Origin of the sequence: Halonotius sp. F2-221B, assembly GCF_046719765.1 — an archaeon.
Classification (GTDB): domain Archaea; phylum Halobacteriota; class Halobacteria; order Halobacteriales; family Haloferacaceae; genus Halonotius.
This window is the reverse complement of record NZ_JABEBY010000001.1, coordinates 95452-108954: the sequence shown is the minus strand read 5'-3', so window position 1 is coordinate 108954 and position 13503 is coordinate 95452. Positions and strand designations below refer to the sequence as shown.

Genomic DNA, 13503 nt, shown 5'->3' with positions numbered 1-13503 from the left:
TGTAATTTACTCTCCGCCGAGTTGCACCCTGTTTCGGAAGATTGTATGTTTCGACCGAGCCACCGATCGCCCCCGGCAGCCCGGAGGACAAGCCTTTTTCGCGCTGGCGAAGAGGTGCAGCCAATGACCTCCACCCAGCCGGCTGGAACGACGGAGGCCGCAGCCGCCGAGGTGGTTCGCAGCCTGCTACCAGCGTGGCTACAGTTCCCTGGCTACCGGATCGGTGCCGCCCTGCTCGTTGTCGCTCTCGGTGTCTCGCTGTCGAAGCTGCTTGTCAGCCTGTTGGGTCGGCCGATCGCCCGCCGGTTCGAACGCCAAAGCGTCGCCCAGATCGTGTTGGGCGGCGTTCGCGGTGGCACCATCGCTATCGCACTCATCATCGCGGGCTCGCTTGTCGGCCTCCAGCTCGGCAACATCGTCCTCTCGGTGACCGTCTTCTCGGCGGTCGTCGGGATCATCCTCGCGCCGATCGTCGGCAACGTCCTCAACGGGATCTTCGTGTTGGCCGACCAACCCTTCGAGATCGGCGATATGATCGAACTTGATGAGGGTACCCGCGGGTTCGTCGACGATATCACGATCCGCTACACCAAGATCTTCACCCTCGACAACACCTTCTTGGTGATTCCAAACGGCAACGTCCGCGATCGGGATGTGACCAACTACTCCGCGGAGGACGAACGCACCCGGCTCTCGCTGGACGTGTTGGTGACCTACGACTCCGAGATTCCGGAGGCCCGCCGCCAGATGGAGTTGGCCGCCCGGGATACCGACGACGTGATCAACGGCGGGCCGGATATCCGCGTTGGGAGCGCGCGATACCCTGCCAGCCCCGGCTGTTTCATCGCCGATTTCGCCGACAGCGGCGTGTTGCTCCGGCTGCGCTACTGGGTGACAAAACCCTACAAGATCGCCACCGTCGAATCAGCGGTTCGCACCGCGATCCGCCAGCGGTTCATCGACGCCGACGCCGAGCTTGAGATGGCCTACCCGCACCGACAGCTGGTGGCTGATGACTCCCTTGGGGAGGCGATCCGTTCCGGCGGCTCGCCGGCAGATGAGGCCCCCCAGTCGGCCGCTGACCCGACAGCCGCCGCCGACACGACGGGATCCGCTGACCCATCCGGCGACGACCTATCGACCGACAGCGGCGAGTGAGTCCACCGCTACGGATAGGGATGATACGACCGATCTAGCCGCGGCTCGAACCCCATCGATTCCGGCACCGATCGGGCGCGCTCGCCGAAATACGGCTCGCCGGTAAACAGCGGCTGGGCTTCCGGCACCACGGCTCGAACCGCCTCAAACCCAAGGGCGTCGACATCCCGGGGCGTCAGCCGGGCGGCGTAGGCATCGAGATCGACCGCCGCCAGCCGCTCACAGACGGCCCGCAGCTCCGCCTCGCCCGTCAAATCGGGGTCGCCGAGCCCATCGATTGGAATCCGACTGTCGAGGTCGACAAACGCTTCGGCGGCCGCCGGCAGGTCGGCGTACTCGGCGATCGCTCCCCCCTGCTCGGCGGCCGTCTCGGGGCCCATCGACCGTAGCTCCATCCAGTTTTGGAGCGCCTCGGCGATCGCCGACCGAGCGGCCGCGACCGGATCAAGGTTTGCCCCCGAGCCGACGGCAAACCGCGGCCACTCACCCTCGCGGTGGACGGCCGCGGCAACAACGGGCACGTCGATATCCTGCGTGATAAGCAGCGGCGTGACCGTCAGCGACTCGGCCCGCGCTCGCTTCCGCAACTCCGCGACAACCTCATCATCTTCGATCGCCAGCCCCAGTGGCTCGAACGTCGAGTACCACGCCAGCATCGTCGCGTCGCGCTCGATCACCTCATACAGCCCGGCGAGAACCGCCGCAATCGGCGCGTTCCCGAGCCCGAGGCCGGTCGTGATCGCCGGCCGATACCGTTGGTTCGGCGGCGGAAACCAGACGAACTCCGCCGGCAGCGACACCGCCTCACCGTCCGGCAGCGATCGCCCCTCGATCCAGTCGATCCGCTGTTCGGGATCGGGCTGTTCGAACCCATCGGGGCGAACAAATGCCGCCGGCGACACCGGGGCCGACAGCGTTCGCTCCGACCCGCGGGTCGCCTGCTGTGTCCGATAAACGCCGGCACTGTACCGTTCTAACGCTTCGCCGATCGCCTTCATGTAGGCGCGATCCCAGTCGACATCGACGCCAGCGGCGAAGTCAGCGGCTGCTGTGTCGCTGAACCCGGTCGTATCGGCGATCTCGGCGATGTAGTACGGAACCGGAAACGACTCGCGTTCGCCGACGTTCGCCACGAGGCCAACCCGGTCGTCGACAGCCTGCTCAGCCCGCGTCAACGCGTCGTCGACGCCGACGGTGCGGTGGGTCAGTGGCAGTTGTCGGGCGGGATCTGTGTCGGTCTCACAGGAACAGTTCGGCACTGCGAAGAGCCGCCGCTCTGGGCCCGGCAGTTCGGTGATCTCTCCGCCACCGCTTGCGCCGGTCAACAACGCTACGAGCCGGTTGCCGGCGACCGCGCCGGCCAGCCGCACCCTGCTGCGATCGCCGTGGGGGTCGTCCCCGGTGGCGGTCTCGTGGGTGCCAACCCGTTGGTTGAGACACCGATAACAGGCGGTGTCGGGGCCGAATGTCGTCACCGCCGCATCCAGCGTCTCGATCGGGTAGCCGCCGATCCCACCGATCTCGACGGCAACCCACCGATCGAACTGCTCGGTTGCGGCCCGGAACACAGCCGCGCCCGTCGGAGCGACAACCGCACCGGTTGTGGGTGGTGTCGCGCCGTCGGTGAGGGCGTCGGGCGCAATACGGCGCACAGTCGCGTCGATATCCTCGGTGGCGGCGATGACCGCCTCGGCAGCGGGGCCGCCGCCACAGACCGCGAGTTCCATACGTCGCCCACAACGGCCCGCCGCAAAAACGGGTCGGCTTCGGGTCGCCTGTTATCGGAGTCGCTCGTCGGCAACAGCCGCAAGATCGGTCGTCGCGGCCGCCTTGAGCTGGTCGTCGCCGAGTTGGAGCCGGAGCCGCGGGCGACCCACATCGATCGGCACCTTCTCGGTCGTGATGACGTTGGCATCCTCAAGCCGGCTTTTCGTTCGTGAGAAGGTGGCCTTGCTGGCGATCCCGACATCCTCGCCCCACTTCGAGATATCGTACAACAGCACCTCGTTTTTCGCGGCGATCACCAGCGAGATCGCCACCTCGTCGAGAGCGATGTCGTCGCCGGCTGTCTCAATCGACCGCAGGACGGTATCGAAATCCTCGCGGACAGCCGGGCCGATATCGTCGCGCAGTGTGGCCCGGATCTCTGAGATCGCGGGTGTGCGCAGCCGGAACGGCTCGGCGTCGGCCCAGTGGTCGGCGATCTCCTCACGTGTCGTCGCGACGAACTCGGGGTCGTCGGTACGCAGCCCAGCGACCTGCTCGCCGGCGGCAACAACCGCCGTCACCGCGTCCTCAGTGATCACCAGCGAGTTTGTGTTTGTCGCCGCACCCGTCCGCACGGCGATCTCGTTGTCGGCGACCAGATCCGCGGTGCGGCTGGCAACCAGAAACCCCTCAAAGGCAGTTTTGAGGGTGTCCTCGGCGGCCACCAGCCGGAGCTGGCCGGTCGTGTCGCCGTCGCTGGCAACATCGACGACCGCCTCGATCATCTCCGGGGTTGGATCGACGATCCAACAGGGCTCGGTCGCCCCGGCCAGTGTCGTCGTCAGCAGCTCGTGGCGGTCGGCCGCCAGTGTATTTGTCGCCATCTCACTTGCTGAATAAGCGTCGAACACACACTTAATATTATCGACGCACACCGCGTGCATTAGTTAACTTTGCGCTAAATTAACGTCACAATAGCCGTAATAAAATACCGTCGTCGCCGATGGGCGTCCCCGCAGAAGCCGGGTCGGTGACCGCGGACAGACACACTTATTGGCCTGAGCAGCCGGCTTTTGGTATGGACTACGAGCAGGTTCGTGCGGTCGATCCCGCGGTCGCAGATGCCCTTGCCGGCGAGGACGACAGACAGGAGGAGACGCTGGCGATGATCGCCAGCGAAAACCACGTCAGCAAAGCCGTCCTCGAAGCCCAGGGCAGCGCGCTGACCAACAAGTACGCCGAAGGGTATCCGGGCAAACGCTACTACGCCGGCTGTGAGTACGCCGACGAGATCGAACAGCTGGCGATCGACCGCGCGAAGGAGCTCTGGGGAGCCGAACACGTCAACGTCCAGCCCCACTCAGGCACCCAAGCGAATCAGGCCGTCTACTTTGCGACGCTCGAACCGGGCGATAAGATCCTCTCGCTCGATTTGACTCACGGCGGCCACCTCAGCCACGGCCACCCCGCGAACTTTGTCGGGCAGTTCTACGAGGTTGAACAGTACGAGGTCGACCCTGAGACCGGCTATCTTGATTACGAGGGGCTCGCCGAGATGGCAGAGGAGTTCGAACCGGATATGATCGTCTCGGGGTACTCCGCCTATCCCCGGGAGGTCGAGTGGCAACGGATTCAGGATGTTGCCGACGAGGTGGGTGCCTACCATCTCGCCGACATCGCTCACATCACCGGGCTCGTCGCCGCGGGCGTCCACCAGTCGCCGGTCGGCGTTACCGACTTTGTTACGGGGTCGACGCACAAAACGATCCGGGCCGGCCGGGGTGGGATCGTGATGACGAGTGAGGAACACGCCGACGACATCGACAACGCCGTCTTCCCCGGCGGCCAGGGTGGCCCCCTGATGCACAACATCGCCGGCAAAGCCGTCGGCTTCAAGGAAGCCCTCGAACCGGAGTTCGAAGAATACGCCCAACAGGTCGTCGACAACGCCGACGTGTTGGCCGAGACCTTCGCGGATCACGGCTTCGAACTCGTCTCCGGCGGCACCGACACCCACCTCGTCCTTGTCGACCTGCGGGAATCCCATCCCGACCTGCCAGGTGGCGAGGCGGAGGAGGCCCTCGCCGATGCGGGGATCGTGCTCAACGCAAACACCGTGCCCGGCGAGACGCGCTCGCCGTTCAACCCCAGCGGGATCCGCGCCGGTACCCCCGGCCTGACGACGCGTGGCTTCGATGAGGCTGCAACCGAGGAGGTCGGCGAGCTGATCTACCGTGTCGTCGACAACCACGACGATCAAAGCGTCATCGACGACGTGAGCGAACGCATCGAAGAGCTCTGTACGGCCCACCCACTGTACGAGTGAGTCGCTGTCCTGGCTGAGCTGTCGGGCGGCACTGTCTTATCGGTGGCACACAATACCCCAGACAGCGGTGACCAAGATGTGTCGATCCCGCTGCGGCGGTGATCGGGGATGACGTTTGCCGACTTTACCGAGGCGACGAGCGACGATGATCCACGGATCATCCTCCACGTGGATATGGACTGCTTCTACGCGTCGTGTGAACGCCTCCGTGAGCCCGCGCTCCGCGGCGAGCCCGTCGTCGTCGGCATGGGCTACGAGGCCGGCGAACCCCACGGCGCGGTCGCCACCGCGAGCTACGAGGCCCGCGAGTACGGGATCGACAGCGCCCAGCCGATCAGCCAGGCTCTCGATGCCCTCCCGCGGGCAGCCGAGACCGACGCCGAGCCCGCTGGCTACTACCGCCCTGTCGATCTCGATTTCTACGAGGAGGTCGCCAGCGATGTGAAGGCGATCCTCCACGACTGCGCCGATGTTGTCCGGGAGGTCAGCATCGACGAGGCGTATCTCGATGTCACCGATCGCACGAGTTGGGAGGTCATCGATGCCGACGGGAGCGAGGATCGAACGATCGCTGAGGGGTACGCCCGCTACATCAAACAGCGGATCGACCGCGAGGTCGGCGTGCCGGCCAGCGTCGGCGTCGCCCCGAACATGGCGACCGCGAAGGTCGCCAGCGATCACGACAAACCCGACGGGCTGACCGTCGTCCGTCCCAGCGAGGTCACCGACTTTCTCGCGCCGCTGCCGGTGGCGGCGATCCACGGTGTCGGGCCGGTGACCGAGCGAGAGCTCACCGAGCTTGGGATCGACACCGCCGGCGACCTCGCGGCGGCCGACCCAACCGATCTCGCCGACCGTTTCGGCGAGCGCGGCCGAGAACTGTACGCCCGCGCTCGCGGCGACGACGATCGGGAGGTGACGCCGACCGGTCGCCCGAAAAGCCTCTCGCGGGAGTCGGCGTTTACCGAAGCAACCGAGGAAACCAAGGCCAAACGCGAGCGGGTGAGTGCGCTCGCGGCCGATGTCGCCGCCCGGGCGCGGAGCCGCGACGCGATGTATCAGACCGTCGGGATCAAGGTCGTCACCCCGCCGTTCGATGTCAACACCCGCGCCACCTCGCTGTCGGGGCCGGTCGATGAGCCCGATCTCGTTGAATCGATCGCACTCGATCTCCTCGAAGAGTTCGACGACGATCCGGTTCGCAAGCTCGGCGTCCGGGTCTCAAAGCTCAGCTTTGGGGCCCAAGAGCAGGCCCGTCTCGATGGGTTCGATGCCGCGTCGGCGGCGGAGGCTGAGGGCGACGACGATGGCGGCGAGGGCGGCGACTGGAACGCCACGGCCGACATCGCCCGTGAGGCTGGCGACACCGACGCACAGCTCACCGACTGGGTTGATGACGACGGCGACCGCGCTGTCGACGACGATAGTGAGAGCGACACCCACACCACCGACGGCCAGTCATCGCTCGGCCGGTACGACTAACGTCTGACAGCCGGCTGACGACGGCGAGCGAACCGACACAGGAACTATGTGGGCACGCACAGTTGGCGAATGTGAATGAGTAGCGAGGAAACCATCACGGTCGCGGACGTGAGCGCCGGCCCCGGCGGCACCAACGAGATCAACGCCGGCACCCCTGTCGAGTTGCCGGTCGTCGATCTGCTCACCGGCCGCGGCTTCATCACGGGCAAAAGCGGCAGCGGGAAATCAAACACAGCATCGGTCATCCTCGAAAACCTCCTTGACAACAATTTTCCTGTTCTGATCGTCGACAGCGACGGGGAGTATTACGGGCTCAAGGAGGCCTACGAAATCCTCCACGTCGGTGCCGACGAGGAATGCGACATCCAGGTCACCGCCGACCACGCCGAGAAGATCGCGTCGCTCGCGCTCGAAGAAAACATCCCGATCATCCTCGACGTGTCGGGCTATCTCGACGACGAGGACGCCAACGAGCTGCTGCTTGAAACAGCCCGGCACCTCTTTGCCAAGGAAAAAAAGCTCAAAAAGCCCTTCCTCCTTGTTGTCGAGGAGTGCCACGAGTATATCCCCGAACAGGGCGGGATGGGCGAGGCCGGCAAGATGCTGATCAAGATCGGCAAGCGCGGCCGGAAACACGGGCTGGGCGTCGTCGGCATCAGCCAACGCCCGGCAGATGTAAAGAAGGATTTCATCACCCAGTGTGACTGGCTCGTCTGGCACCGGCTGACCTGGCGCAACGATACCAAGGTCGTCGGCCGCATCCTCGGCTCGGAGTACGCCGATGCCGTCGAGGAGTTAGGCGACGGCGAGGGCTTTCTCGTCGCTGACTGGTCGGACGACATTCGCCGAGTGCAGTTCCACCGCAAGGAAACCTTCGACGCCGGCGCAACCCCCGGGTTGGAGGATATCGAACAGCCGGAGCTCAAATCCGTCAGCGACGATCTGGTCTCCGAGCTCACCGAGATCTCCGACGAGAAAGCACGGCGGGAAAGCGAGCTGGCCGACCTCCGGCAGGAACTCGATAAAAAGGAGGCTCGGATCACACAGCTCGAACAGGAGCTTGCGGACGCCCGTGATCTGAGCCGGATGGCTGACCAGTTCGCCCAGGCGATGTTGCAGCGATCCGAGGCCGCCTACCGCCAGACAACACCACCAGCCGAGGACGAAGCGACCGCCGCCGATGCGACCGCCGAGACCACGGCCGGCGGTGCCGACAGCCCCACCACCGATCGCTCAGCCGCTGGTGCCAACGGCCACGCTGCCGACCGCTCAGCCGCCGCCGAGAGCCACGCTGCCGACCGCTCAGCCGCCGCCGAGAGCCACGCTGCCGACACGGGTGGTGCCGAAACAACAGCCGACGGCGTCTTCGGCGACGATCTCACCCCGGCTGACTTCGCCGATGCAGTCACCGGAACCGACGATATCCCGGCAGCGACACTCGGTGATGACACCGACGACGCCGAGGGCACTGATCCAACGGTCGCCGACGACGCGGCCCCGATCGATCCGGAGCCGGTCGACCCATCGGAGGTGACCGGCCCCGAGGACTCGTCGGAGTCGAGCGAACGGGCGACCAACGGCTCACAAGGGTTTGGCACCGTCGCCCGCACCGATATCGCCGAGGAGGCCATGGAGTTCGTCGAGGCGGTCGAACATGACACCCGCGAGGCGGTTGTCACGGAGCTCACCGATCGGATCGCTGACCTGCCGCTGCGGTCGGTGAAGATGTTGGAACACTATCGGGAGGTTGGCGACAGCGACCCGATGTCGGCGCATCTCGCGGCCGGCGGCGACGACGATCACCAACTCGCCTACAGCCGCAACCGGCCGCTCCGGCAGTCAGGGTTGATTCGCCACCTCGGCGAGGGTCGCTATCGGTATGCGATCCCGGAGCTGATCCAGGAGGCCTACGCCGATACACTCACCGACAGCGAAGTGTCGACGATGGTACAAGCAGTCGAAGCCAGCTTTCTGGACGACGTTGCCGAACCAAAATAGGGCGGGCGTCAGTTACAGTCCGGAGACGAGATCTTCGAGGGCGGCCCGCGGATCGTCGGCCTTGGCAACCCCGCTGGCCAGCAGGATCCCCGAGGCACCGAGCTCCTCGGCGGTCACCACATCGTCACCCGTCGAGATGCCCGCGCCACAGTAGACATCGACATCATCGTCAACGTCGCCGGCGGCGTCGACGGCGTCGGTGACGATATCCGGATCGGCCGTGGCGACCGACACATCGCCGCCGATGAGCTCCGGCGGCTCGACGGCGACGGAATCAGGTTGGAGCGCGGCGGCGGCGGCGATCTGATCCGGGTTGTTCGCACAGACACAGGTTTCCAGCCCGGCGCGTTCGGCAGCCCGTACCGCGGCGTCGATGTCGGCGAGCTTTCGGCGGTTCTCCGAGTGGTTGAGCAGCGTCCCCTCCGCGCCGGCCTCGGCGACGGCTTCGGCGAGCGTGCTGCCGGTGAAGCTGCCGTAGCCGTTCGGCGAGACGTGTTGGGCCCACGTTTCGACGCCGGTGTCGGCGACGGATTCGAGGTGGGCGGCCTGCGGCGAGACGGCGATGCGGACGCCGGCATCCTCGGCGACATCGCGGGCCGCGGTGGCGACTTCGATCGGATCACACGGGTACGCTTTCAGGTTCACCAAGATGAACATACCTCACTGTTTGTGGCCGGCATCATATAGCTTCATCTTTCGGTCGGCGGTGTGGCCCTTACCTGTCAGATATGTTTACAAACCATCAAATACCTCCCCCGAGAACGTGCGTGATAGTAGGGATGTCGTTGCGAGGTCTCATCGCGGATATCGAAGCCCGCACTATGACGCTAACAGCCGTCAACACGCCGGAGTCTATCGTCGAGGATCTCCGCGACCAATACGAGGATCGGCATCTCACGGTTGAGAGCCGATCGCTGCCGGAGGAACCCGAGCAGTTTGCGATCCTCAGCCGGGAGGATGCCTTCGTGACGGCGGTGTCGCTGGACGACATCTACCAGCCGCCGGATGCAGAGCCGGCCACCGAAACGGGGGTTGCGCGAAGTCCGATCCTCGACCATCTCGATGAGACGCTGTTTACCTCCTACTCGATCGAGGAGATGTTCATGGCCTCCCGGGAAATCGAGGATCGCGCCTGGCGGAACGGTAGTGGCGAACTGCATGCTGGCTTCCAGACCCTTGAGGTGTTGGGAGGCCAAACCGACGCCTACAATCAGCTTGGTGAACACACCTCACTGTCGGTTCACACCTACGCCGCCCCGGTCAGCGACAGCCCGGTCGTGCCGGATCACGACCACTTCACCCTCCATATCGAACATGACGAGGAGATCCAGAAGACCTGGTTTGTCGCCTACGACGGCGACGGCGTCGACGAAAACATGTGCGCGCTGTTGGCCGAGGAGCGCGGCGACCGCGAGTTCTACGGCTTCTGGACATACGATCCAAAAACTGTCGAGTATCTGATCGGCTACCTGAAAACCAACTACGGCAGCGTTGAGCCGGCAGCCGATATCGACGCCGACGGCGATTCTCACACCGTCTAACCCCTACTCCTTGCGCTCGACTACGTCACCGAGTGTCATCGAGCCGCTAGAACTCCCCGACCACTCGGTGTCTTCCACGTCGGCACCCTCGGTCAGCGAGATGTCAAATTTGGATTCGAGCTTCTTGCGGACATCGTCGCTGGGGAGCACGTCGCCGCGTTCGAGTTTGCGGATGAGGCTGGCCTTCTCGTTGAGATCGTTGGCCAGTTCCTCCTGGGTGAGGCTCTCGCCCTCGCGTGCCTCCCGGATACGGTCGTCGTAATCGCCGGCGATCTCGTCCATATCGTCGAACATGTCCTTGCGGCGTTGGTTCGAAGAGCCACCCGAGCCGCCCGTTGATCCCGTTGTTGTGGAGCCGCTGCTCCCGCCCGACGAGCCGGAGCTACTGCTCGATGTCGAATACTTGCTCGACCCCGAGGACGACGACTCCGTCTGGACTTCCGTTCCGAACTCCGTACACTCATCACAGAGATCCAGTTTCGCCCCTTCGACTTTCGTGGTGGTGAGCGACGACTGCTCGGCACCACACATCTCACATTGGGCCATACGCATCGATACCAGACGGCCCGGTATAAAGCATGCGCCGCCGGCGACTCAGAGATCGTTCCACGCGCCCCAGAACCGCTGGCCGGCGGTGATATGGCCGATGACCGCAAAGAAGGCCAACAGCAGTTCGACGACCCCGTAGTCCGCGACGATCGGGCCGGAGACGACGGCTTCGGCGACGCCGGTGAGCCCGATCAACGCCAGCCGATCGGCCCGCCCGACGAGCCCGCCGTAGGCCCGCCCAAGGCCGACTGCCTGGATCTGCGTGCCAAGATAGGAGGTCATCAACACGCCGGTTACGGCGAGAAAGCCCAGCGCAAAGTTGCCGACGCCGGCCGCCAACCCGCCGATGATCGTCAGATCGGCATACCGGTCGATCACGTGATCCAAGAGGTCGCCGCCGGCAGAGGCCGTCTCCTGGCGGCGGGCGAGCGCGCCGTCGATCAGATCCAGCCAGCCGTTGGCGAAGACGAAGACAGCCCCAGCGACGTAGAACAGCGGCTCGGCGACGACAAAGGCGGCGGCCGCGGCGACGGCGACGCCAAGCGAGATGACGCTGACGCTGTTCGGTGTCAACCCAACTTTGTCGGCCCCGGTGACAAACGGCGTCAGCAGCCGATCGGCGACCGGGCGGAGGCGATCAAGCGTCATCCGACGAGATACCCCGTGAAATCGACCGCGCCGACACCGGGCTCGCGGTCGCCGTTGCGAACGGCGGCGATCTCGCTGGCCACTTCGCTCGGTTCGCGGTCGGTGGTATCGATCTCATAGACGGCATCCTCGCCCTGTTGGTCGACCGACTCCGAGAGCACGACATCAAGGGCCTCGCTTTCGGCGTTTTCGCGGGCCTTCGCGTCGCTGTCACCCCGATCACGCAGTCGGTCTTCCAACACGCTCGGCTCACACCGAAGGACGACAACGCGGTCGGCCTCAACATGGTGAGCAAGATGTGATTCGAGGATTCCACGCCACTCACCGAGGTGTTTCCTGACGGCGTCGAGATCGGTCACCAGCGACTCACGCTCGGCGTCGCGCTCGCTGTAAAGACCGAACTCCCGTATTGCGTCGTTGAGATGGATGATCTCCGCGTCGGTATCGTCGGCAAGCTGTTCGGTTGCGGTCGTCTTGCCGGTGCCGGGTGTGCCGGTGACGACCAGTTTTTGGGCTACGTCGTCGCTGACTGTCGATTCACTTGTCGTTGCGTCGTCGGTCGTCGTCGCGTCGTCGGTCATCATCGGGTTGTCGGTCGTCGCCGGCTCCTCTGTCACGTCGGCGTCACCTCAGCGACGATCTCGTTGAGCGTTTCGACAGCAGTTTTGGTCTGCTCGCGGGTGCCACAGGAGATCCGGACACAGCCCGGCAACCCGAAGCTGCTGCAGTCTCTGATGATGACGCCAGCGCGCTGGCTGGCCGCGGCGACACGGCTGGCATCGCCCACGTCAGCCAACACGAAGTTGGCCGCGCTGTCGAAGGTCGATACATCGAGATTCTCCTGCATGTACTCGCGGGCCCACTGGGCGGAGTCGACCGACTGCTCGACGTGGTCGTCGTCATCGAGCGCGGCCAGCGCGGCTCGACAGGCGACCTCGTTGGCCGCAAAGGGTGTGTTGACACGGGCGTAGGCGTCAGCCCATGACTCGGGGACGGCCGCGTAGCCGATCCGCAGCCCGGCGAGACCGTAAGCCTTCGAGAAGGTTCGCAGGACGGCGAGGTTCTCGAACTCCGACAGGAGGTCGATACTGCTCGGCTCCTCGGAGTATTCGCCGTAGGCCTCATCGACAACGACGAGCGTCTGGTCGTCGACCTCGTCGAGGAGCGCCCGGATCTCTTCGCGCGTCCACTCGCTGCCGGTCGGGTTGTGTGGCGAGGTGATGTGGATGATGCGCTCGCCGTCGTAGACATCGAGGACGAGCTCGGCCGTCTGTTCGAAGCTGTCGGCCTTCGAGAGCTCGTACTCGCTGATCTCACCGTGGTGGTGTCGTGTGCTCATCCGGTAGTACGAGAAGCCTGGATCGGGGACGAGCACCGACTGGCCCGGTTCCAGCATCGCCCGGGAGAGGTAATCGATCGCGCCGTCCGCGCCGGGAGAGACCCAGATCTGCTCGTCGGCGACGCCCCACTTCGCGGCGAGTTTCTCGGTCAGATCGGTGTGGGACGCCTTCGGGTAGACGTGGAGGCCGTCGTCGGCCTGCTGGTGGACTGCCTCGACGGCCTTCGGACTGGAGCCGTGTGGGTTCTCGTTGGAGGAGAGTTTGATGAGGTCGGTCGGATCGAGCCCGAGATCGCGGGCGACTTCCTCGATCCCCCGCCCTGGGACGTACGGGCTGGTCGCGGAGAGATCCCGTGGTTGCATACTCAGTGGGAGCAGTCCGCGGGCCTTAAGCGTGCTTACACGGGGTCGGTTGGGTGGTTGTCGGTTGGTCAGTGCGGTGACTGTGCTTGCCTATCGGTGCGCGTTGCGTTGCGAACGAGCAACCGCAGGATCAACACCCAGAGCACGAATTTCTTCGTCGGTTGGCGGCTCCCCACCGTCGCCGTCGACCGCCGCGACGACAGCGTCGAGATTGTCGAGCACGTCTTGCCGGCTCTCGCCTTGTGCGGTCACCCCGACACGGAGATCACGAGCGGTCCACCGACCGTCCGGATTTTTCAGTAGGCGGATTTCCCGGGTTGGAGCGTCCGCATCGGTCGAATCGGCTCGTGCCATACAACTCCGTAGCTCGGCATGACTCAAAACGCTTCGGG

Annotated in this window: 13 protein-coding genes; 5 read left to right on the top strand and 8 right to left on the bottom strand. The window is 64.9% G+C overall.

Features of this window, described 5'->3' with window-relative positions; all coding sequences use genetic code 11:
- The first annotated feature begins 123 nt into the window (after window positions 1-123).
- The gene (locus HKK80_RS00605; RefSeq protein ID WP_411797672.1) at window positions 124-1158 is read left to right on the top strand and encodes a mechanosensitive ion channel family protein; all 1035 of its coding nucleotides are present in this window, start codon (window positions 124-126) and stop codon (window positions 1156-1158) included.
- Between the two features lie 8 nt (window positions 1159-1166).
- Here the strand turns inward: HKK80_RS00605 and HKK80_RS00600 are convergent, their stop codons facing one another.
- The gene (locus HKK80_RS00600) at window positions 1167-2885 is read right to left on the bottom strand and encodes a YcaO-like family protein (RefSeq protein ID WP_411797671.1); all 1719 of its coding nucleotides are present in this window, start codon (window positions 2883-2885) and stop codon (window positions 1167-1169) included.
- Between the two features lie 51 nt (window positions 2886-2936).
- On the bottom strand, window positions 2937-3749 hold the full coding sequence (gene tbsP, locus HKK80_RS00595; protein WP_411797670.1) for a transcriptional regulator TbsP: 813 nt from the start codon (window positions 3747-3749) through the stop codon (window positions 2937-2939).
- Window positions 3750-3943: 194 nt separating this feature from the next.
- On the opposite strand from tbsP, the gene glyA reads away from it, so the two are divergent.
- The 3 genes from glyA (at window position 3944) to HKK80_RS00580 (ending at window position 8671) form a co-directional block, all read left to right on the top strand.
- Complete coding sequence (gene glyA, locus HKK80_RS00590) at window positions 3944-5191, top strand: serine hydroxymethyltransferase (RefSeq protein WP_411797669.1); 1248 nt, start codon at window positions 3944-3946, stop codon at window positions 5189-5191.
- Window positions 5192-5299: 108 nt separating this feature from the next.
- Window positions 5300-6673 carry a DNA polymerase IV gene (gene dinB, locus HKK80_RS00585; protein ID WP_411797668.1) on the top strand — a complete coding sequence of 458 codons (1374 nt, stop codon included), beginning with the start codon at window positions 5300-5302 and terminating at the stop codon, window positions 6671-6673.
- Between the two features lie 75 nt (window positions 6674-6748).
- Complete coding sequence (locus tag HKK80_RS00580; protein WP_411797667.1) at window positions 6749-8671, top strand: helicase HerA domain-containing protein; 1923 nt, start codon at window positions 6749-6751, stop codon at window positions 8669-8671.
- Between the two features lie 12 nt (window positions 8672-8683).
- On the opposite strand, the gene tpiA is transcribed toward HKK80_RS00580, so the two are convergent.
- A complete protein-coding gene (gene tpiA, locus HKK80_RS00575; protein WP_411797666.1) occupies window positions 8684-9328 on the bottom strand; it encodes a triose-phosphate isomerase in 645 nt (214 codons plus the stop codon).
- A gap of 122 nt (window positions 9329-9450) precedes the next feature.
- On the opposite strand from tpiA, the gene HKK80_RS00570 reads away from it, so the two are divergent.
- Window positions 9451-10212: a DICT sensory domain-containing protein gene (locus HKK80_RS00570; protein ID WP_411797665.1), complete on the top strand. Its 762-nt coding sequence runs from the start codon at window positions 9451-9453 to the stop codon at window positions 10210-10212.
- A gap of 3 nt (window positions 10213-10215) precedes the next feature.
- Here HKK80_RS00570 and HKK80_RS00565 read toward each other — a convergent pair whose 3' ends face one another.
- The 5 genes from HKK80_RS00565 to HKK80_RS00545 all read right to left on the bottom strand — a co-directional run bounded on the left by HKK80_RS00565 (window position 10216) and on the right by HKK80_RS00545 (window position 13465).
- Window positions 10216-10758 carry a multiprotein bridging factor aMBF1 gene (locus tag HKK80_RS00565; protein ID WP_411797664.1) on the bottom strand — a complete coding sequence of 181 codons (543 nt, stop codon included), beginning with the start codon at window positions 10756-10758 and terminating at the stop codon, window positions 10216-10218.
- Window positions 10759-10806: 48 nt separating this feature from the next.
- Complete coding sequence (locus HKK80_RS00560; RefSeq protein WP_411797663.1) at window positions 10807-11409, bottom strand: CDP-alcohol phosphatidyltransferase family protein; 603 nt, start codon at window positions 11407-11409, stop codon at window positions 10807-10809.
- Entirely contained in the window at window positions 11406-11993 is a 588-nt protein-coding gene (locus HKK80_RS00555; RefSeq protein ID WP_411797785.1) for an adenylate kinase family protein, read from the bottom strand. The genes HKK80_RS00560 and HKK80_RS00555 overlap by 4 nt, the downstream gene beginning before the upstream one ends.
- Window positions 11994-12022: 29 nt before the next feature.
- Window positions 12023-13111 carry a histidinol-phosphate transaminase gene (gene hisC, locus HKK80_RS00550; RefSeq protein WP_411797662.1) on the bottom strand — a complete coding sequence of 363 codons (1089 nt, stop codon included), beginning with the start codon at window positions 13109-13111 and terminating at the stop codon, window positions 12023-12025.
- Between the two features lie 90 nt (window positions 13112-13201).
- Window positions 13202-13465, bottom strand: coding sequence for a type II toxin-antitoxin system HicB family antitoxin (locus HKK80_RS00545; protein ID WP_411797661.1), 264 nt, complete (start codon window positions 13463-13465; stop codon window positions 13202-13204).
- Between the last annotated feature and the right edge of the window lie 38 nt (window positions 13466-13503).